A 17,485-nucleotide genomic window follows, 5' to 3' on the forward strand; every position below is an offset into this window, starting at 1 on the left:
TCCGCGCGATTTTGGTCACCATACCTGCCCATCCAGCGAGGGCGAGAGCCGGTGAAGCCGCCAGACCTGCACACCCACCGCGGGGTGACTTGTCCGCCAGCCCACTATCTAACTGACATCACCGACTTCGGGTACGCACCTGAGGCGGACCGTATGTGAATTTCATCCCACCCGGCCCGCACACCCGGCCCCGCGGTTCTGGACCTCAGACTGACAGCCTCCCGCTGTGTTCGCCGCCACCGGTTAGTCCCGCGGCACGGGCAACAGGGCGATGCTACGTTGGCGGAATGGAAACGTCTGAGCGAAGGGAATTGTCCAAAGGACGAGGGCCTGTCTGGCTGACGCATCTCGTGGGAGTCGTGCTTCTGGGCGGAGTGTTTGCCTATGGGGCATCGATCTACGATTCGCTGCCAGATTCCGTGCCGACTCACTGGGGTGGCAGCGGACGCCCGGACGCGTGGGAGGACAAGTCCTTCGGCTCGGTATACCTGCCCTTGATGATGGGCGCCGGGGTGAGCTTGCTGCTGGCACTGCTTTCCGCGGCCGCGCCCGCGATGGTCCAGGAGAACGAAAATGCCAGTCCATGGGAGCTGTACCGGCGGGAAGGAATGATCCGCGGGACGGTTGCAGCCCTGGGAGCGACATCCTTCCTGATGGCCGTAGTCATTGGGTACCTGACGCTGGCCGGGTGGACCACTCCGGATCGGGCTCCAATCTGGCCCGCCCTGGCCGCGACCGGCGCTGTCCTGGTTGCCTTGACCTGTGCGTTCGCCGCGGCAACCCGCTGGGCCCGCCGGGCCGCGGAACGGGAGGGTGTTTACCCGTCGGCGGAGGAGAATGCGGAGGACAGCAAGTGGGTAGCTGGCATTCTTTATAACGACGCCGATGATCCGCATGTGCTGGTTTCCAAACGGCAGGGGACCGGAACTGGAATGACCGTGAACGTGGGCAACCGGCGGGGACGCGCCGTCGTCGTCATTTTTCTGCTGCTGTTTGTGGGGCTTCCCCTTGGTTTGGGCGTGTTTGCCCTGTTGTGATCCGCGCAGGCCACTCCGCAGAAGCAGCACATACCCGGCCGCCATTCTCGACTAGGCTTGGGAGCATGCGTATTGCTCGGTTTATCCAGGACAGTGACCCTGCTTTCGGCGTCGTCGACGGCGAAGAAGGTTTCGAAGAAATTGCGGTTATCAAGGGTGACCCCTTCTTCTCCGGCGTGCAGCTCACGGGGGAGCGGCACAAGCTCGAGGACGTACGGCTCCTCGCCCCGATTATTCCGCGCAGCAAGGTGGTGGGGATCGGCCGGAACTACGCAGACCACGTTGCCGAAATGGGCAATGATGTTCCGCCGGCGCCCCTGATGTTCCTCAAGCCCAACACCTCGGTGATTGGCCCGAACGATCCGATCGTGCTGCCCTCCTTCTCCGAAGAGGTTTCCTACGAGGCCGAGCTGGCCGTGGTCATCGGGCGGATCTGCAAGGATGTTCCCCTGGACCGGGTGGACGAAGTGGTTTTCGGCTACACCTGTGCCAATGACCTGACCGCCCGCGATGCCCAGCGCACCGATGACCAGTGGGCACGGGCCAAGGGCTTCGATACCTCCTGCCCGATCGGACCGTGGATCGAGACCGAGCTGGACACCGACAACCTGGCCGTCCGCGCGTTCCTGGACGGCGAGCAGGTCCAGAACGGCAACACCGACCAGATGATCTGGGGTGTTAAGGAACTCGTGTCCTACGTGTCCCAGGCCTTCACGCTGCTTCCGGGTGACGTCATCCTCACCGGCACCCCTGCCGGCGTCGGCCTCCTCACCGAGGGCCAGCGCGTCGAGGTGCAGGTCGAGGGCATCGGCACCCTGGCGAACATCGTCCGGGCCTAGCCCGGGTTCGGCGGCGGGGGAAACGGCAGCAGGGGAATGACGGCAACACCTGTTCCGCCGCGCGGCGCAGCGCTGGCTCCCGGGATCATGTGGGCCGCTGCCCTGCTGCTGGCACCGTTCGCCAGCCAGGCAGCCGGGTCCGGCTCCGGAACGACGACGGCGGAAGCCTGGTTCTGGGGTGCCGGTACCGTGCTGCTGGTGATCGTTTTTCCCTGGGTGCTCGTGCGCACGCTGGACCGGAGGGGCGACCTGCGCCGGTCGATCTCCCGCGCCGGTACCGGACCCGTGATTCTGGGCGCCGGGGCGCTGTGTTTTATGCTCCTGCGGCTCATCCTGTGGCTGGACGGCCCCCGGGAACTGGCCGCCGTCGTCTTCGCGATGATGGCTTCTTACACACTCACCCTGGTGCTGCCCCGCCCTCGGCGGCCGGACTGGCCGGCGCTGAGCCTGGGCGCCGGCGTCGTTATTCTGCCCGTCCTGGCGTGGGCAGCAATCCCGGGACCCGGGGGAGTGGGGGCAGCGGCAGCGTTGGGCGCGCTGTGCGCCGCAGCGCTGCTGCTCCTGAACACGGCCCGACGCCGGCAGCTGGCCTCAGCTGCGGCGGGCGCCGTGGTCGGAGGCGGGCTTTTCCTGCTGCTTCGGGCCGCATCCGGCTGACGGCTTGCCCGCAGCGACTAAACTGGGGAAATCATGACTACTGAGCCTTCTTCCCTCGCCGATCTACCCACCGTCAACGACAGCACGCCGGTGCGCGTGCGTTTCTGCCCGTCTCCCACGGGTACCCCGCACGTCGGACTGATCCGCACCGCGCTGTTCAACTGGGCCTACGCCAAGCACACCGGCGGCACCATGGTGTTCCGCATTGAGGACACCGACGCGGCCCGGGACAGCGAAGAGAGCTACCACCAGCTCCTGGACGCCCTGAACTGGCTTGGCATCACCTGGGATGAGGGCGTGGAAGTTGGCGGCCCGCACGCACCGTACCGCCAGTCGCAGCGCGGGGAGATCTACCAGGAGGTCATCCGCAAGCTCAAGGACGCCGGGCACCTGTACGAGTCCTACTCGACGCCCGAGGAAATCGAAGCACGCCACCGCGCCGCCGGCCGGGACATCAAACTCGGGTACGACAACTTTGACCGCAATCTGACCGAAGAGCAGATTGCGGCGTTCAAGGCCGAGGGCCGCGAGCCCGTGCTCCGCGTGCGGATGCCGGACGAAGACATCACCTTTACCGACCTGGTCCGCGGCGAAATCACCTTCAAGGCCGGCACCGTGCCGGACTTCGTGGTGGTCCGCGCTAACGGCGCTCCGCTCTACACGCTGGTCAACCCGGTGGATGACGCGCTGATGGGCATCACCCATGTGCTGCGCGGCGAAGACCTCCTCTCCTCCACACCGCGCCAGATTGCCTTGTACCGGGCGCTGATCGACGTAGGAGTGGCGGAGTACATGCCGCTGTTCGGGCACCTGCCGTACGTTATGGGTGCCGGCAACAAGAAGCTTTCCAAGCGCGATCCTGAGTCCAGCCTGTTCCTGCACCGCGAACGCGGCTTCATCCCCGAGGGCCTGCTGAACTACCTCTCCCTCCTGGGCTGGTCGCTCTCCGCTGACGAGGACATCTTCGGCGTGGACGAACTGATCAAGAACTTCGACATCCACGACGTCCTGTCCAACCCGGCGCGCTTTGACCTGAAGAAGGCCGAAGCGATCAACGGCACCCACGTGCGCATGCTTGAGGCCACCGACTTCCGGAACCGGCTGGTGCCGTACCTGCAGCACGCCGGACTGGTGGGGGGCACCCTCACCGCCCGCCAGGAGGAAATCCTCACCGAGGCAGCACCGCTGGTGCAGGAGCGCATCACACTGCTCGGCGAAGCCCCGGACATGCTCGGGTTCCTGTTCAAGGCTGACGACGCCATCGATGTGGCGGACGACGCGCGGAAGGGCCTCCCGGCGAACCTCACCGAGGTGCTCGATGCCACCCTCGCAGCGCTGGAACCGGTCCAGGAATGGACCGCTGAGAACATTCAGGCTGCCCTGCGCCAGGCGCTGGTGGAAGAAATGGGTATCAAGCCGCGCCTTGCCTTTGGCCCGGTCCGCACGGCCGTTTCCGGCCGTCGGATCTCCCCGCCGCTCTTCGAATCCATGGTGATCCTGGGCAAGGACTCGTCCCTGGCTCGCATCCGCGCGTTCCGCGCCGCGGAGGCCTGAGCCGTCCATGACTGAAATGCGGGGCGGAGCGTCCATGGGCGTGCTCTTTGATATCGATGAGACCCTCGTGGACCTCCGCACCGCCATGGGCAACACGCTGCGCCAAATTAGTGCGGAGCAGCTGGCTCACTTCACGGAAGCGGACTGGGCCGCGTACCAGCATCTCTATGCAGCTGATCCGCTCGGCTACTACGACAAGTACCTGGTCGGCGAGCTCAGCTTCACGAAGCAGCGGCTGCTCCGCGTGGCGCACGCCCAGCAGGCCCATGGCCTGCCGGCGCTGGACGGCGACGCCGAGGAGGCCTGGAACACGGCCTACGAGCAGGTGCTGCCCCAGCACTTCACGGCGTTCGACGACGCCACAGCCGTACTGGATGAGTTGGATGCCCTGGGGATCCCCTACGGTGCAGTGAGCAATAACGTGCATGACTACCAGCGGGCCAAGCTGGATGCTGCTGGACTCCAGCGGATCAAGATCCTGGTTGGCATTGACACTGTGGACGCCGCGAAACCGGACCCGGCGATTTTCCTCGAGGGCGTACGCCGGCTCGGAACCGATCCGGCCCGGACCCTCTATGTGGGGGACAACCCCGTGGTGGACGCCGCTGGGGCTGACGCTGCAGGCCTGCGGGGCATTTGGCTGGAACGCAGCGGCGAGGCTGCCCTGAGGGACGAGTATCCGGACCTCACGGTCATCTCCTCCCTGAAGGCAGTGCCCGGGCTCTGCCAGCTTTCCTGACTGGGGTGTTCCTGGGCTGAGCGTTCCCGGGCTGGGCAGGCGCGGCCAGAAAGCGCCCGGGAAGCGGTCACGGACCGCACGCTGGGGGTGCGGCGGCGGGGGGAACAGGCCCGTTTTGTACTCACGCCAGAACCCGTGTATAGTAATAACTCGTGCTGAGGGGTTGCAGCGGGAAGTTGAAGCTTCCGAAGCAGCCCGGATAAGCACATTGGGATATGGTGTAATTGGCAACACATCGGTTTCTGGTACCGACATTCTAGGTTCGAGTCCTGGTATCCCAGCGCTAATCAAAGAAGGCCTCCGGGCCGGATTTGAGAAATAAACAATGAGTATGAAATACTTATTGAGTTCACTTAGCAAGTGGTACAAATGGCCCCATCGTATAGCGGCCTAGTACGCTGCCCTCTCACGGCGGTAACGCGGGTTCGAATCCCGCTGGGGTCACAAGATGACGGTCCCGGACAGAAATGTCCGGGACCGTTTTTGTTTAAGCTGATTTCCGGCTTTTCACTATCTTCTTGTCTTAGATCTTTTCGCCCGCGGCCAGAATCTTTTGCAGCGTCCGGACATTCCGCGTAGTGGTGTGCGCTTTGTACCGGGGTTTGGAACTGATCTTTGCCAGGGCGGAATCCAGGGTCGCACCTTTCGGGCAGGGCCAGGCCGTTGCCTCCGGTCCCAGGCGAACCTGTTCCGCTCCCGCTTCGGCAGCCGCCTCGAAGAGCTCAGTGAGCATGCCGGCATCGGACCCGAAGGTCACGTACGCATGGGTTGCCGGGTCATCGGGCGGATAGGGCACCGCAGCTGTCAGTGAGCGCAGCCGGTCCAGCGGGATAACGACCACCCACGCCTCGTAACCGAAATCCTTCCGCAGCGCATCTTCGGCAGCGGCCTTCAGCTCCGCCGCGGACAGTGCGGAAGCCGCCACGGCGTTGCCACTGGCCAGCACGGTGCGGACCCCCTTCACCGGCAGGCGGGAGAGGGTTTCGCGGAGCGGCTCCATCTTTACCGTCACCCCGCCCACGTTCACACCCCGCAGTAGGATGGCATAGGTGTACAGCGGGTCTGCGTCCATGAAGCTGAGCGTACCGCCTCCGGCCGCGGACCGCGCTGAGCCGGAGGAGATTGCCCCGCCCGTTTCCGCGCAGACTGACAACACAACTACAGCAGCCAGACAAAGGACCCAGACAGTGGCAGAGCATCCCCGGTATGCAGGCGACCTGAGCGAAGGGGAGCTGCTGGCCCGGATTTTCCCCCGGCTTGGTTCCGGGAAGGCACTGCTGGGGCCGGGTGACGACGCCGCGCTGCTGGCTGCCCCGGACGGCCGCACGGTTATCTCGATTGACACTTTGGTCCAGGACCAGGATTTCCGGCTGGCCTGGCCCGGCGGCTACCGGACCACCGGGTATGACGTCGGCTGGAAATGTGCGGCGCAGAATCTCTCCGACATCAACGCCATGGGTGCGGTTCCGACTTCCCTGGTGGTCAGCCTGACGCTCCCGCCAAACACCCTGCTGACCTGGGTGGAGGACCTGGCGGACGGCCTTTCTGCGGCCCTCCGGGCGCTCGGGGCGGAAGACTGCGTGGTGGCTGGCGGTGACCTGGGCCGGGGCGAAATCCTGGTGGTTACGGCGGCGGTGACCGGCGGCCTGCAGGGCCGTGACCCGGTGCTGCGCTCGGGCGCCCTGCCCGGCGACATGCTGGCCGTCTGCGGGGTGCTGGGGCATGCGGCAGCGGGGCTGGCACTGCTGGACGGCGGCACTGACTACGCGTCCCTTGATGGTGGTGCCAGGGCTCTGACGGCGGCCCAGTCCCGGCCGTGCCCGCCCCTGGTGGCCGGCCCGGCCGCCGCCGCAGCAGGCGCTCACGCGATGATGGACATTTCCGACGGCGTGGTGCGCGACGCCGTACGCCTGGCGCTGGCCTCCGAGGTCCGGATCGATCTGGACCCACAGGCCCTGCTGCGCGAGGCAGGACCGCTGGCGGAAGCCGCGGAGAGACTCGGAGCCAAGGCTGTCGACTGGGTGCTGGGCGGGGGAGAGGACCACGGCCTGCTGGCCGCCTTCGCGGAAGGAGCAGAACTGCCGCGCGGTTTCCGGAGAATCGGAACGGTGCTGGAAAGGGAAGCAGAAGCCGCACACCGTCCCGGACAGGAAACCCGCGGCAGCGGGAGGACCCGGAGCGGGGGGACCGGCAGCGGTAAATCGGCTGGCCTGGTCACGGTGGGCGGCAGGGCACCGTCGGCAGCCGGCTGGGATCACTTCGCCGGCTGACCGGCAGGGGCGGGCACCGCCCGTACGGAGGGCTAACCCAGAATGTGCCGCTCCTTCACCCGGGCAGCGAGGTCCTTCAGCTGCTCCTTGGTGAGGTCGGGCAGGTGTTCCAGCTCATCGACGAACTCCCGCAGGCTCTCCTTGGTGCGGGCACGAAGCAGCTCGTTGTAGAAGCCCACGATGACGCCGGTGGCCAGGGCCACCACAAGAATTCCGTAGAGAGCCACGAACACGGTAATGAGCCGCCCGACGAAGGTCACCGCAACAAAGTCCCCAAATCCGATGGTCGTAAAGGAAACGAAGAGATACCAGAGGGAATCGCCGAGCGTTGGTATTCCCGGTTCAAAGCGCGGAAGCACCAGAGCGGCGCATCCGTAGACAATCAGGAAGCCGTAGACAACCACATCGGCCCCGGTGAGGCGGACGATGTGCCAGAGGACACGAAACCGTTTCATGGATGCTCCTAGGGCCTGAGGATTTCAGGATAGGCCCCGGAGGCCGTCAGGTCAGTCGGAGTTGGCCCTCAGCGCCTCGGTGAGCTGGCCAGCGGCCCGGCTGACCACCTCCGCGTGGATGCGGCCCGGCTGGCGGGTCAGCCGTTCGATCGGCCCGGAGATGGAGATGGCGGCGATAACGCGGCCCGACGGTCCGCGGACCGGCGCGGACACCGACGCTACGCCCGGCTCGCGTTCGCCGAGGCTCTGCGCCCACCCGCGCCGGCGGACCCCCGCAAGCACGGTGGGAGTGAACCGGGCGTGCTGCAGGCCCTCCAGGAGCCTGTCATGGTCCTCCCACGCCAGGAGCACCTGGGCGGCAGAGCCTGCCTTCATGGAGAGCTGGGTGCCCACGGGAATCGTGTCCCGCAGGCCGATGGGACGTTCGGCGGAGGCCACGCAGACGCGCCATTCACCCTGCCGCCGGAAGACCTGGGAGCTTTCGCCCGTTGCGTCGCGCAGAGCCAGGAGAACCGGCCCCGCGGAGGCGATCAGCCGGTCCTCACCGGCGGCCGAGGCCAGCTCCACGAGCCGGCTGCCCAGGACGAACCGTCCCTGGATATCCCGCCCGACCAGCCGGTGGTGCACCAGCGCCAGGGCAAGGCGGTGCACCGTGGGCCGTGCCAGTCCGGTGGCGGCAACCAGCTGGGCGAGGGATGTGGGGCCGGCCTCGAGTGCGTCAAGCACCATGGCGGCCTTGTCGATAACGCCGACACCGCTGGCTCCGACGCCGCTAGAATTGTCCATAGGATGATACTGCCGTCTCAGTATCTGAGATGCAAATGCGAAAAGTGGCGCCCGAGGCGGGGTGCTGGTTCTCTTAATTGCATCAGGATTCCGGCTCAGGGCGCACTGCCCGCCGGAGCTATATCAGGCGAGGAGCACATGGTCATGGGAGAGCATGCAGCGGGCAGAACGCTCGCGGAGAAGGTGTGGGACGGCCACGTGGTCGCCAAGGGCGAGGACGGCGCACCGGATCTCCTCTACATCGATCTCCACCTTGTCCATGAGGTCACCTCGCCGCAGGCCTTTGAGGGGCTGCGCCTGGCCGGACGCAAGCTGCGGCGCCCGGACCTGACCATTGCCACCGAAGACCACAACACGCCCACCCTGGCGATCGACAAGCCGATCGCCGATCCGGTGAGCCGGACACAGATTGAAACCCTGCGGGCCAACTGCGCCGAGTTCGGGGTGCGGCTGCACCCGCTGGGTGACGCTGAGCAGGGGATCGTGCACGTGGTCGGGCCGCAGCTGGGCCTGACCCAGCCCGGCCTCACCGTGGTGTGCGGCGATTCGCACACCTCCACCCACGGCGCCTTCGGTGCCCTGGCCATGGGCATCGGAACCTCCGAGGTCGAGCACGTGATGGCCACGCAGACGCTGTCCCTGAAGCCGTTCAAGACCATGGCCATCAATGTGGAAGGCACCCTGCGCCCGGGCGTCACGTCCAAGGACATCATCCTGGCGGTCATCGCGAAGATCGGCACCGGCGGCGGCCAGGGCTACGTCCTGGAATACCGCGGCTCGGCCATCCGGGCGCTGTCCATGGAAGCACGCATGACCATCTGCAACATGTCCATCGAAGCCGGCGCCCGTGCCGGCATGGTGGCACCGGATGAAACAACGTTCGCCTACCTCAAGGGCAAGCCGCACGCGCCGCAGGGCGCGGACTGGGATGCCGCCGTCGAGCACTGGAAATCCCTGGTCACCGATCCGGATGCCGTGTTCGACGCCGAGGTGTTCCTGGATGCCGATGAACTCGAGCCGTTTGTCACCTGGGGAACCAACCCCGGCCAGGGAATCTCGCTCTCCGGTGCAGTGCCTTCGCCCGAGGACTTCGGGGATGAGAACGCCAAGGCAGCAGCCGAACGTGCCCTGGAGTACATGGACCTGCAGCCCGGCACGCCCATGAAGGACATCCGGGTGGACACCGTGTTCCTCGGCTCCTGCACCAACAGCCGGATCGAGGACCTGCGCATCGCCGCGGACATCATCCGCGGCCGGGAGAAGGACCCGGACATCCGCATGATGGTGGTTCCCGGATCAGCCCGGGTCCGCCTGGAAGCCGAGGCCGAGGGCCTGGACAAGGTGTTCAAGGACTTCGGCGCCGAATGGCGTTTTGCCGGCTGCTCCATGTGCCTGGGCATGAACCCGGACCAGCTGGAACCGGGGGAGCGCTGCGCCTCCACCTCCAACCGCAACTTTGAAGGACGCCAGGGCAAGGGCGGGCGCACCCACCTCGTCTCTCCGGTCGTGGCAGCAGCCACGGCTGTGCGCGGAACGCTGAGCTCGCCGTCGGACCTTGACCCCCTGCCCGGCGCGGCCGCCGGTACCACCGCCACCGCTGCAGCCTAGGAGAAGAGAATGGAAAAGATCACCACGCACACCGGCATTGGTGTTCCGCTGCGCCAGAGCGATGTGGACACTGACCAGATCATCCCCGCTGTGTACCTCAAGCGCATCACGCGGACCGGATTCGAGGACGCCCTCTTCGCCGGGTGGCGGAAGAACCCCGAGTTCATCCTGAACCAGGAACCGTACAGCGCCGGATCCGTCCTGGTGGCCGGGCCCGACTTCGGCACCGGATCCTCCCGCGAGCATGCAGTCTGGGCGCTGAAGGACTACGGCTTCCGGGCCGTCCTGTCCTCCCGCTTCGCAGACATTTTCCGGGGCAACTCCGGCAAGCAGGGCCTGGTGGCCGCGCAGGTCGCACAGGATGACATTGAGCTCATCTGGAAGGTCCTGGAAAACTCGCCCGGCACCGAAGTAAGCGTTGACCTCCAGGCCCGCACCGTGGTCTGCGGCAGCGTCACCGCGCCCTTCCAGATTGACGACTACACCCGCTGGCGGCTGCTGGAAGGCCTCGACGACATCGGGCTGACCATGCGCCACGAAGCGGACATCACGGCCTTTGAAGCCCGCCGTCCCGCCTTCAAGCCGGCCACCCTTCCGGCCCGCACCTAGCCAGTCCCGGCGGTATCAGCCCGGCACCGGGCACAGCATGTAACTGATGGGCCTTCCCGCATGGGGAGGCCCATTGGCTTCCCCCTAAAGCGGCACCGGCTTTTGGCCTCCGGTATGGGCTCCGGCGGCTGGGTTATTTAGGGAAAGGGCCTGCTTGCTCCTATGATTAGGAAGCAGTCTCTAGTGGCCGTGGGGGCAATCCAGACGAAAGAAACAGGTGTTCATGGGTTCCGTTCTAACCATCCGTGGTGGGGTACCGCTCACAGGAAAAGTACCGGTTCGCGGGGCTAAGAACCTCGTCCCCAAAGCCATGGTGGCAGCTCTGCTGGGCAACAGCCCGTCCCTGCTGCGGAACGTCCCCGAGATCAAGGACGTCGACGTCGTTACGTCGCTGCTGAAGCTGCACGGAGTTGAGGTCACCAAGGATCCGGTTACCGGAGACCTGCTGATGGACCCGCAGAACGCCAAGACGGCAGCCTCGCGGGACATCGATGCCCACGCCGGCGACTCCCGCATCCCGATCCTGCTGTGCGGTCCGCTGATGCACAGCATTGGCGAAGCGTTCATTCCGGACCTCGGCGGCTGCAAAATCGGTGACCGCCCGATTGACTACCACCTGCAGATGCTGCGCAACTTCGGCGCACTGGTGGAAAAGCGCCCCGGCGGCATCGCCATTTCCGCGCCCAAGGGCCTCAAGGGCGCCAAGCTGGACCTGCCGTACCCGAGCGTCGGCGCCACCGAACAGGTGCTGCTGACCGCCGTGCGTGCCGAGGGCATCACCGAACTCAGCGGTGCCGCCGTCGAGCCTGAAATCCTTGACCTGATCGCCGTGCTGCAGAAAATGGGCGCGATCATCACCGTCCAGACGGACCGCGTGATCCGCATCGAGGGCGTCCCCGAGCTGACCGGTTATAACCACCGGGCCCTTCCGGACCGCAACGAGGCCGCTTCCTGGGCCTCGGCAGCTCTGGTCACCAAGGGTGACATTTACGTTGAGGGCGCCAACCAGCAGGATCTGACGGCCTTCCTGAACATCTACCGCAAGATCGGCGGCGCCTTCGACGTCGACGACGACGGGATCCGGTTCTATCACCCGGGCGGCAAGCTGAATCCGCTGGTCCTCGAGACCGACGTCCACCCCGGCTTTATGACCGACTGGCAGCAGCCGCTGGTCGTCGCCCTCAGCCAGGCCGAAGGCGTGTCGATTGTGCATGAGACGGTTTACGAGAACCGGTTCGGTTTCACGGACGCCCTGATCCGCATGGGCGCCAACATCCAGGTGCACCGCGAATGCCTGGGCAGCATCCCCTGCCGTTTCGGGCAGCGCAACTTCCTGCACTCCGCGGTGATCTCCGGCCCGGTGAAGCTTAAGGGTGCCGAGATCGACATTCCCGACCTGCGCGGCGGCTTCAGCCACCTGATTGCCGCCCTGGCGGCGGAGGGCACCTCCCGGGTCACCGGCGTCGAACTCATCAACCGGGGCTACGAGCACTTCCTCGACAAGCTGGAAGGCCTCGGCGCGGACTTTGACGTCGCCGGGGGGAAGTAGGCTCTGAACCATGGGCGAATCGGCTAAGTCACGCATCACGTTTACCATCCTGGCTTCGGTGGTCCGGCCGGCGATGAACCTGATGATGGGACGGCGCTGGGAAGGCATGGAAAATCTGCCCAAGGGGCGAGGTTTTATTGCCTGCGCCAACCACGTGACCGAGATCGATCCGCTGGTGGTGGGCCACTTCTTCTACAGCCAGGGCATCCTGCCGCGTTACCTTGCCAAGGCTTCGCTCTTTAAGGTCCCGGTCCTTGGCCCGGCCCTGCGGGCCACCAAGCAGGTGCCGGTGACCCGGGGCGGGGCTGGCGCGGCCGCTTCGCTGGCGGGCGCCCAGTCGGTGATCGACGCCGACGGCGCGCTGATCGTCTACCCTGAGGGCACGCTCACCCGGGATCCTGATCTGTGGCCGATGAAGGGCCGGACAGGCGCGGCGCGCCTCGCCCTGCAGACCGGCGCACCGGTTCTCCCGGTGGCGCAGTGGGGCGCGCAGGACGTGCTCCCGCGGTACGGCAAAATGCTGCATCTCTTTCCGCGCAAGCGTGTGCGGGTGCTGGTGGGACCTCCGGTGGACCTCTCAGACCTGCGCGGGGTGCCGCTGACCAAGTCAGTGCTCGATGAAGCTACGGAGCGGATCATGGCAGAGCTGACGGACCTCGTCGCGTCCCTCCGGGGAGAGAAGGCCCCGGCGGAACGCTGGGACCCGGCCGCGAAGGGACAGAAATCCGTCGGCCGCGGCTATGACGGGGAATCGGAGAAGACAAAGTGAACATCCCGCACGCCAGTGCCATAGCAGTCCTCGGAGCCGGAAGCTGGGGGACCACGTTTGCCAAGGTCGCCGCGGACGCCGGCGCTTCCCGCGGCACGGACGTCCGTGTCTGGGCCCGCCGCGCAGACGCGGCCGAGGAGATCAACACCACGCACCGCAACACCCGTTACCTGGGGGATATTGCCCTCCCGGCGAACCTGCGGGCCAGCGACGACGCCGCTGTTGTCCTGGCCGGCGCCCAGTTGGTGGTGCTGGCTGTGCCTGCACAGACGCTGCGGGCGCAGCTGCGGGAATTCAAGCACCTGGTCCCGAAGGACGCCGTCATCCTCTCCCTGATGAAGGGCCTGGAGGTCGGGACAGACGCGCGGATGAGCCAGGTCATCGCCGAAGAACTCGACTGGCCGCAGGAGAGGATCGCCGTCCTGTCCGGACCGAACCTGGCCATGGAAATTGCCCGCGAAGAACCCACGGCCTCCGTCGTGGCCTGTTCCGACCTGGCAACGGCTGGCTGGATCGCTTCTGCCTGCACCGCGCCCTACTTCCGGCCGTACACCAACACCGACGTGACCGGCACCGAAATCGGCGGGATCGTCAAGAACGTTATTGCCCTGGCCGTCGGCATCTGTGAGGGCAAGCAAATGGGGGACAACACCAAGGCCTCCGTGATGACCCGCGGGCTCGCTGAAACCACCCGTCTGGCCGTGGCTCTGGGCGGCAAGACGGAAACCCTGTTCGGGCTCTCCGGCATGGGCGACCTCATCGCCACCTGTTCCTCATCCCTGTCCCGGAACCACACCGCCGGACGCCTGCTGGCCCAGGGCCTGTCCCTGGACGAGGTCACCGAGGCCATGCAGCAGACCGCCGAAGGCATTAAGTCCGCGCAGGCCGTGCTGGACCGCGCCCAGCAACTCGGCGTCTACATGCCGATTACGGAGAACGTCGTTGCAGTGCTGCAGGGCACCATCTCCGTAGACGAACTGGGTCCGCGCCTGCTGGCCCGCGAACTCAAAGCCGAAGGTGTGCACGCCCCGTGACGATGGAACCCATGACTCCCGCTGCCAACGCTGACGCCCGGCCGCGGGTGGCAGTGCTCTTCGGCGGACGGTCCAGCGAGCACTCCGTCAGCTGCGTGACGGCCGCGGGTGTGCTTGAAGCGATTGACCACTCCAAGTACGACGTCGTCCCGATCGGGATCGCGCGCAACGGCCAGTGGACGCTGGTCTCCGCCGACCCCGCACAGTGGTCCCTGCGCGCCGCAACCCTGCCGGAAGTGGAGCCCGGCGAAGAGTCGGTCGTTCTCTCGACGCGGGGCAGCTCCCGTGAGCTGGTCTCCCATGCCCCGGGCGGTTTGCCGCGCACACTCGGCCGGATCGACGTCGTCCTCCCGCTCCTGCACGGTCCCTTCGGCGAGGACGGCACGCTGCAGGGCCTACTGGAGATGGCCGACATCCGCTACGTGGGCGCCGGCGTCCTGGCGTCAGCCGTGGGGATGGACAAGCACTACATGAAGGTGGTCTTCGAGGCCGCCGGGCTGTCGGTTGGCCCCTATGAGGTCATCACCGACCGCCAGTGGAACCGGGACAGCGAAGCCTGCCTGGCACGCGCTGCCGGCCTGCAGTTCCCGGTCTTCGTGAAGCCGGCACGCGCCGGTTCCTCCATGGGAATCACCCGGGTCACCAGCGAAGCAGGGCTGCGCGAGGCAATCGAGGCCGCCCGCCAGCACGATCCGAAGGTGGTTGTTGAGGCCGGCATCAACGGCCGGGAGATCGAAGTGGCGGTCCTGCAGGGGCGCGGCAACGATGACCCGCGGACCAGCCAACCCGGAGAAGTGGCCGTGCGCGACGGCGGCCACGAATGGTACGACTTTGAGGCCAAGTACGTTGACGGCGCTGCGGCGGACCTCAGCTGCCCGGCGGACCTGCCGGACGATGTGACCTCCAGGGTCCGCGAGCTGGCTGCGGTGGCGTTCGACGCCGTGGGTGCGGAAGGACTGTCCCGCGTCGACTTTTTCTACACACCGGACGGCGAACTGGTGATCAATGAGATCAACACCATGCCCGGGTTCACCCCCATCAGCATGTACCCGCAGATGTGGGCGAAATCCGGCCTGCCGTACACGGAGCTGATCGATGAACTGATCACCCTGGCGCTGGAGCGCCGCACCGGCCTTCGCTAGGTTGCGGACCGCCGGCTTTCTTTAGCCTGTGCCGCACCGGCCTTCGTTAGCCTGTGCCGCGCCGGCGGCAGCCGGGACTGGACCGGATGGCCTGCTGAACCGCGGAACGTGCCTATCCGGGCAGTTCGACGTCCTTGGTGCTGAGGCATTCGCGGGTCTGGTCGATCCGGGAGACGGCGTTTTCCAGTTCCACCAGCACGGTGGAGGAGGCGACCTGATTGGTGTCGAAGAGGACTTCAATGGCCGGATCACGGCCGTAGGTCGTGGCCGTCCACAGGCTTCCTTCTTCACGCAGCACCCAGTCGATGCCGTTAACCGTGGCACAGGCATCGGTGGTGGGGCCGGGAACCGGAACACCGCAGCGCAGGATGATCTGGGACGGGCTGCCCCATGCCGCCGTCGCCTGGCTGCTGGTCTCCCGCTGCTGGGATCCCGCCAGATCCTCGGGGACAGCAACCAACACTGACGCGCAATCAGGGTTGGCCGCATCCGCGGCGGCGTCGACGTCGGCGACGGGGGTGCAGCCGGTCAGGGCGGCGGCAAGGACAAGTGAGCCGGCGGAAACGGCTGCCGGAAAGAACTTCATACCCCTAGGGTATCCGGCGCGCCGGTCCCGGTCGGAATCGGTCGATTCAGGCGGTGCCGGTAAACTCGGACCGCAGCCCGACCTCCCGGACCCTAGGACTACTAACGTGACCGATTTCCTACATGACGCTTCCACCGAACCGGTCAAGGAACGGCATCCAGTCCGGACCACAATGTTCGTGCTGCTTTCCCTGGTCCTGGTGGCTGCCCTTGCCGCCGGCGGTTACGTGTGGAACCTGGCGCGGACATTCAATGCGGAGAGCCACACGATCACCAATGCCCTTCCCGCCACGAGCCCCGAGCGGGCGACGACGGCCGGAGACTCCCAGAACATCCTGCTGATCGGCAGCGACACCAGGGATCCAGGAGCAGACGCACGCTCCGACACCATGATGCTGGTTCACCTGCCGGGGGACCGCTCGGGTGTTTACGTAATGTCCATCATGCGCGACACCTGGACGGACATCCCGGGCCACGGGGAGCACAAAATCAACGCAGCGATGGCCTTGGGCGGCGTCCCGCTGATGGTGGAGACGGTGCAGGGACTCTTTGATGTCCCCATCGACCATGTCGCCGTCATCGACTTCGAGGGATTCAAAGGCCTGACGAAGGCCCTTGGCGGTGTGGAGGTGAACAATGAGGTTCCGTTCCAGTCCTCGGGCGCGAACGGAGAGTACTTTGATGCCGGGCCGATCACGCTTGAAGGCGATTCCGCCCTGAAATTCGTACGGGAGCGCTACGCGTTTACCGACGGGGACTATCAGCGGGTAAAAAACCAGCAGGCCTTTGTTAGTGGCCTGATAAGCCGGTTCCTTTCCACAGAAACGCTCTCCAATCCGCTCAAGATCAATGATGTGGTTGCCGAAATTTCACCGTTCCTCAGCGTCGATGAGTCCCTCGACGCTGCTGCTGCCGGCAGCCTGGCGGTGGAACTGCGGAACGTCCGCAGCGGCGACATCCACATGTTTACCCTGCCGAACCTCGGGGTGGGAACGTCCTCGGACGGGCAGTCAATTGTAATAAAGGACGACGCAGCCATCGCTGAAATTTCCAGCGCGCTCAAGGGCGATATGATAACGGCTTATGCTGACGGCCTAAATGGGGAGAACTACTGAGCATGTCCGGCAATTTAGGCCAATATTTGCGCCGCGGAACAATCGCTGGGTTGCTCATTGCGACGGTCTCAGTGTCGCCCGCCTTCGGCAACGAGGAACCAGGCGCGACAGATCCAGGGGTACCTCCTACGGTGGCTCCTGAACCTACGCCTGAGCCGATTCCTGAGCCAGTGCCAACTGAGGCCGTACCGGCACCGGAGCCGCCTGTCCAACCGGCGCAGAGTGATCCCGCTGCTGTGCCCACGGTGCATGCTGTACCTGAGCAGGCCCTCATAGATCCGGCCACAGGGTTCCAGATAGAGCGTTCCAGTGGCTATCTGGTCCATCCGGGCACCGGCTATCTCATCGAACCCGGGACGGGAAACCTCGTGGACGGCCGCACCTGGCTGTACACGGATCTGCGTTGGGACCCGTCGACCGGTGAAGTGGTTAACATCTTCGCAGCCCCGGAAGAGTCCTCCTCGCCGGAGCCCTCACCGACGTCCGGCTCCGAGAAGCGTTCCGAAGTGACCACCCAGTCCAGCCCGGCCCCAGTTCCCAGTGCAACGGAGACGGACCTGTCAGCAACCAAAGCGAGTGTGGATGGCGGGACCGATTGGGGCACCCATTGGCTCACCCGGACGCTCGTCATCTTGCTCCTGGTGGGAGCCGGTGCCCTTTACTACGTGAAGCTGCGTGGGCCGGGGCCTAATCCAGTGAACAAACAGTGAACATATTTCGGTAGACTAACGATTGCT

At 65.7% G+C, this 17,485-nt stretch carries 18 protein-coding genes and 2 tRNA genes; 16 read left to right on the plus strand and 4 right to left on the minus strand.

Going from position 1 to position 17,485, the window contains the following annotated elements:
- Nucleotides 1–287: 287 nt before the first annotated feature.
- From H9638_RS16505 to H9638_RS16535, 7 genes are all read left to right on the plus strand, one after another.
- Entirely contained in the window at nucleotides 288–1,037 is a 750-nt protein-coding gene (locus H9638_RS16505) for a DUF1648 domain-containing protein (RefSeq protein ID WP_191749302.1), read from the plus strand.
- Between the two features lie 65 nt (nucleotides 1,038–1,102).
- Nucleotides 1,103–1,876: a fumarylacetoacetate hydrolase family protein gene (locus H9638_RS16510; protein ID WP_191749305.1), complete on the plus strand. Its 774-nt coding sequence runs from the start codon at nucleotides 1,103–1,105 to the stop codon at nucleotides 1,874–1,876.
- A 36-nt stretch (nucleotides 1,877–1,912) separates the two neighbouring features.
- Nucleotides 1,913–2,533, plus strand: a complete 621-nt coding sequence (locus H9638_RS16515) for a hypothetical protein (RefSeq protein WP_191749307.1) — start codon at nucleotides 1,913–1,915, stop codon at nucleotides 2,531–2,533.
- A 33-nt stretch (nucleotides 2,534–2,566) separates the two neighbouring features.
- Nucleotides 2,567–4,087, plus strand: coding sequence for a glutamate--tRNA ligase (gltX, locus tag H9638_RS16520; RefSeq protein WP_191749308.1), 1,521 nt, complete (start codon nucleotides 2,567–2,569; stop codon nucleotides 4,085–4,087).
- A gap of 7 nt (nucleotides 4,088–4,094) precedes the next feature.
- Complete coding sequence (locus tag H9638_RS16525) at nucleotides 4,095–4,826, plus strand: HAD family hydrolase (protein ID WP_225217563.1); 732 nt, start codon at nucleotides 4,095–4,097, stop codon at nucleotides 4,824–4,826.
- 209 nt (nucleotides 4,827–5,035) lie between these two features.
- A tRNA-Gln gene (locus H9638_RS16530) sits at nucleotides 5,036–5,107 on the plus strand.
- Between the two features lie 90 nt (nucleotides 5,108–5,197).
- A tRNA-Glu gene (locus H9638_RS16535) sits at nucleotides 5,198–5,270 on the plus strand.
- 79 nt (nucleotides 5,271–5,349) lie between these two features.
- Here H9638_RS16535 and H9638_RS16540 read toward each other — a convergent pair.
- On the minus strand, nucleotides 5,350–5,898 hold the full coding sequence (locus tag H9638_RS16540; protein WP_225217564.1) for a DUF1697 domain-containing protein: 549 nt from the start codon (nucleotides 5,896–5,898) through the stop codon (nucleotides 5,350–5,352).
- A 115-nt stretch (nucleotides 5,899–6,013) separates the two neighbouring features.
- On the opposite strand from H9638_RS16540, the gene thiL reads away from it, so the two are divergent.
- Nucleotides 6,014–7,096, plus strand: coding sequence for a thiamine-phosphate kinase (thiL, locus tag H9638_RS16545; RefSeq protein WP_318241920.1), 1,083 nt, complete (start codon nucleotides 6,014–6,016; stop codon nucleotides 7,094–7,096).
- A 32-nt stretch (nucleotides 7,097–7,128) separates the two neighbouring features.
- Here thiL and H9638_RS16550 read toward each other — a convergent pair whose 3' ends face one another.
- Complete coding sequence (locus H9638_RS16550; protein ID WP_191749312.1) at nucleotides 7,129–7,551, minus strand: potassium channel family protein; 423 nt, start codon at nucleotides 7,549–7,551, stop codon at nucleotides 7,129–7,131.
- A 51-nt stretch (nucleotides 7,552–7,602) separates the two neighbouring features.
- Complete coding sequence (locus tag H9638_RS16555) at nucleotides 7,603–8,337, minus strand: IclR family transcriptional regulator (protein WP_191749314.1); 735 nt, start codon at nucleotides 8,335–8,337, stop codon at nucleotides 7,603–7,605.
- Between the two features lie 144 nt (nucleotides 8,338–8,481).
- Between H9638_RS16555 and leuC the strand changes: the two genes are divergently transcribed.
- The 6 genes from leuC (at nucleotide 8,482) to H9638_RS16585 (ending at nucleotide 15,048) form a co-directional block, all read left to right on the plus strand.
- A complete protein-coding gene (gene leuC / locus H9638_RS16560) occupies nucleotides 8,482–9,945 on the plus strand; it encodes a 3-isopropylmalate dehydratase large subunit (protein WP_191749316.1) in 1,464 nt (487 codons plus the stop codon).
- A gap of 9 nt (nucleotides 9,946–9,954) precedes the next feature.
- Nucleotides 9,955–10,554, plus strand: a complete 600-nt coding sequence (leuD, locus tag H9638_RS16565) for a 3-isopropylmalate dehydratase small subunit (RefSeq protein WP_191749318.1) — start codon at nucleotides 9,955–9,957, stop codon at nucleotides 10,552–10,554.
- A 223-nt stretch (nucleotides 10,555–10,777) separates the two neighbouring features.
- Nucleotides 10,778–12,103 carry a UDP-N-acetylglucosamine 1-carboxyvinyltransferase gene (murA, locus tag H9638_RS16570; RefSeq protein ID WP_191749320.1) on the plus strand — a complete coding sequence of 442 codons (1,326 nt, stop codon included), beginning with the start codon at nucleotides 10,778–10,780 and terminating at the stop codon, nucleotides 12,101–12,103.
- 10 nt (nucleotides 12,104–12,113) lie between these two features.
- Complete coding sequence (locus H9638_RS16575) at nucleotides 12,114–12,872, plus strand: lysophospholipid acyltransferase family protein (protein WP_191749322.1); 759 nt, start codon at nucleotides 12,114–12,116, stop codon at nucleotides 12,870–12,872.
- A complete protein-coding gene (locus H9638_RS16580) occupies nucleotides 12,869–13,906 on the plus strand; it encodes an NAD(P)H-dependent glycerol-3-phosphate dehydrogenase (protein ID WP_191749324.1) in 1,038 nt (345 codons plus the stop codon). Before H9638_RS16575 ends, H9638_RS16580 begins: the two co-directional genes overlap by 4 nt.
- A 2-nt stretch (nucleotides 13,907–13,908) precedes the next feature.
- A complete protein-coding gene (locus tag H9638_RS16585; protein ID WP_191749347.1) occupies nucleotides 13,909–15,048 on the plus strand; it encodes a D-alanine--D-alanine ligase family protein in 1,140 nt (379 codons plus the stop codon).
- Nucleotides 15,049–15,160: 112 nt separating this feature from the next.
- Here the strand turns inward: H9638_RS16585 and H9638_RS16590 are convergent, their stop codons facing one another.
- Nucleotides 15,161–15,634 carry a DUF3515 family protein gene (locus H9638_RS16590; protein ID WP_191749325.1) on the minus strand — a complete coding sequence of 158 codons (474 nt, stop codon included), beginning with the start codon at nucleotides 15,632–15,634 and terminating at the stop codon, nucleotides 15,161–15,163.
- 106 nt (nucleotides 15,635–15,740) lie between these two features.
- Here H9638_RS16590 and H9638_RS16595 point away from each other — a divergent pair, with 106 nt between their 5' ends.
- Both H9638_RS16595 and H9638_RS16600 read left to right on the plus strand, forming a co-directional pair.
- Nucleotides 15,741–16,748, plus strand: a complete 1,008-nt coding sequence (locus H9638_RS16595) for an LCP family protein (RefSeq protein ID WP_318241921.1) — start codon at nucleotides 15,741–15,743, stop codon at nucleotides 16,746–16,748.
- Between the two features lie 236 nt (nucleotides 16,749–16,984).
- Nucleotides 16,985–17,458 (plus strand): hypothetical protein, encoded by a 474-nt coding sequence (locus tag H9638_RS16600; RefSeq protein WP_191749327.1) that lies wholly within the window; start codon nucleotides 16,985–16,987, stop codon nucleotides 17,456–17,458.
- Nucleotides 17,459–17,485: the final 27 nt, after the last annotated feature.

Source organism: Arthrobacter pullicola (assembly GCF_014836875.1).
Classification (GTDB): domain Bacteria; phylum Actinomycetota; class Actinomycetes; order Actinomycetales; family Micrococcaceae; genus Arthrobacter_B; species Arthrobacter_B pullicola.

Excerpts from the sequence above, each read along its gene's own strand:
- leuD (WP_191749318.1), top strand. The coding sequence starts at position 9,955 with ATGGAAAAGATCACCACGCACACCGGCATTGGTGTTCCGCTGCGCCAG.
- H9638_RS16510 (WP_191749305.1), top strand. The coding sequence starts at position 1,103 with ATGCGTATTGCTCGGTTTATCCAGGACAGTGACCCTGCTTTCGGCGTC.
- murA (WP_191749320.1), top strand. The coding sequence starts at position 10,778 with ATGGGTTCCGTTCTAACCATCCGTGGTGGGGTACCGCTCACAGGAAAA.
- H9638_RS16555 (WP_191749314.1), bottom strand. The coding sequence starts at position 8,337 with ATGGACAATTCTAGCGGCGTCGGAGCCAGCGGTGTCGGCGTTATCGAC.
- H9638_RS16585 (WP_191749347.1), top strand. The coding sequence starts at position 13,909 with ATGGAACCCATGACTCCCGCTGCCAACGCTGACGCCCGGCCGCGGGTG.
- H9638_RS16525 (WP_225217563.1), top strand. The coding sequence starts at position 4,095 with ATGACTGAAATGCGGGGCGGAGCGTCCATGGGCGTGCTCTTTGATATC.
- H9638_RS16590 (WP_191749325.1), bottom strand. The coding sequence starts at position 15,634 with ATGAAGTTCTTTCCGGCAGCCGTTTCCGCCGGCTCACTTGTCCTTGCC.
- H9638_RS16505 (WP_191749302.1), top strand. The coding sequence starts at position 288 with ATGGAAACGTCTGAGCGAAGGGAATTGTCCAAAGGACGAGGGCCTGTC.
- H9638_RS16575 (WP_191749322.1), top strand. The coding sequence starts at position 12,114 with ATGGGCGAATCGGCTAAGTCACGCATCACGTTTACCATCCTGGCTTCG.
- gltX (WP_191749308.1), top strand. The coding sequence starts at position 2,567 with ATGACTACTGAGCCTTCTTCCCTCGCCGATCTACCCACCGTCAACGAC.
- leuC (WP_191749316.1), top strand. The coding sequence starts at position 8,482 with ATGGGAGAGCATGCAGCGGGCAGAACGCTCGCGGAGAAGGTGTGGGAC.
- H9638_RS16540 (WP_225217564.1), bottom strand. The coding sequence starts at position 5,898 with ATGGACGCAGACCCGCTGTACACCTATGCCATCCTACTGCGGGGTGTG.
- H9638_RS16515 (WP_191749307.1), top strand. The coding sequence starts at position 1,913 with ATGACGGCAACACCTGTTCCGCCGCGCGGCGCAGCGCTGGCTCCCGGG.
- H9638_RS16550 (WP_191749312.1), bottom strand. The coding sequence starts at position 7,551 with ATGAAACGGTTTCGTGTCCTCTGGCACATCGTCCGCCTCACCGGGGCC.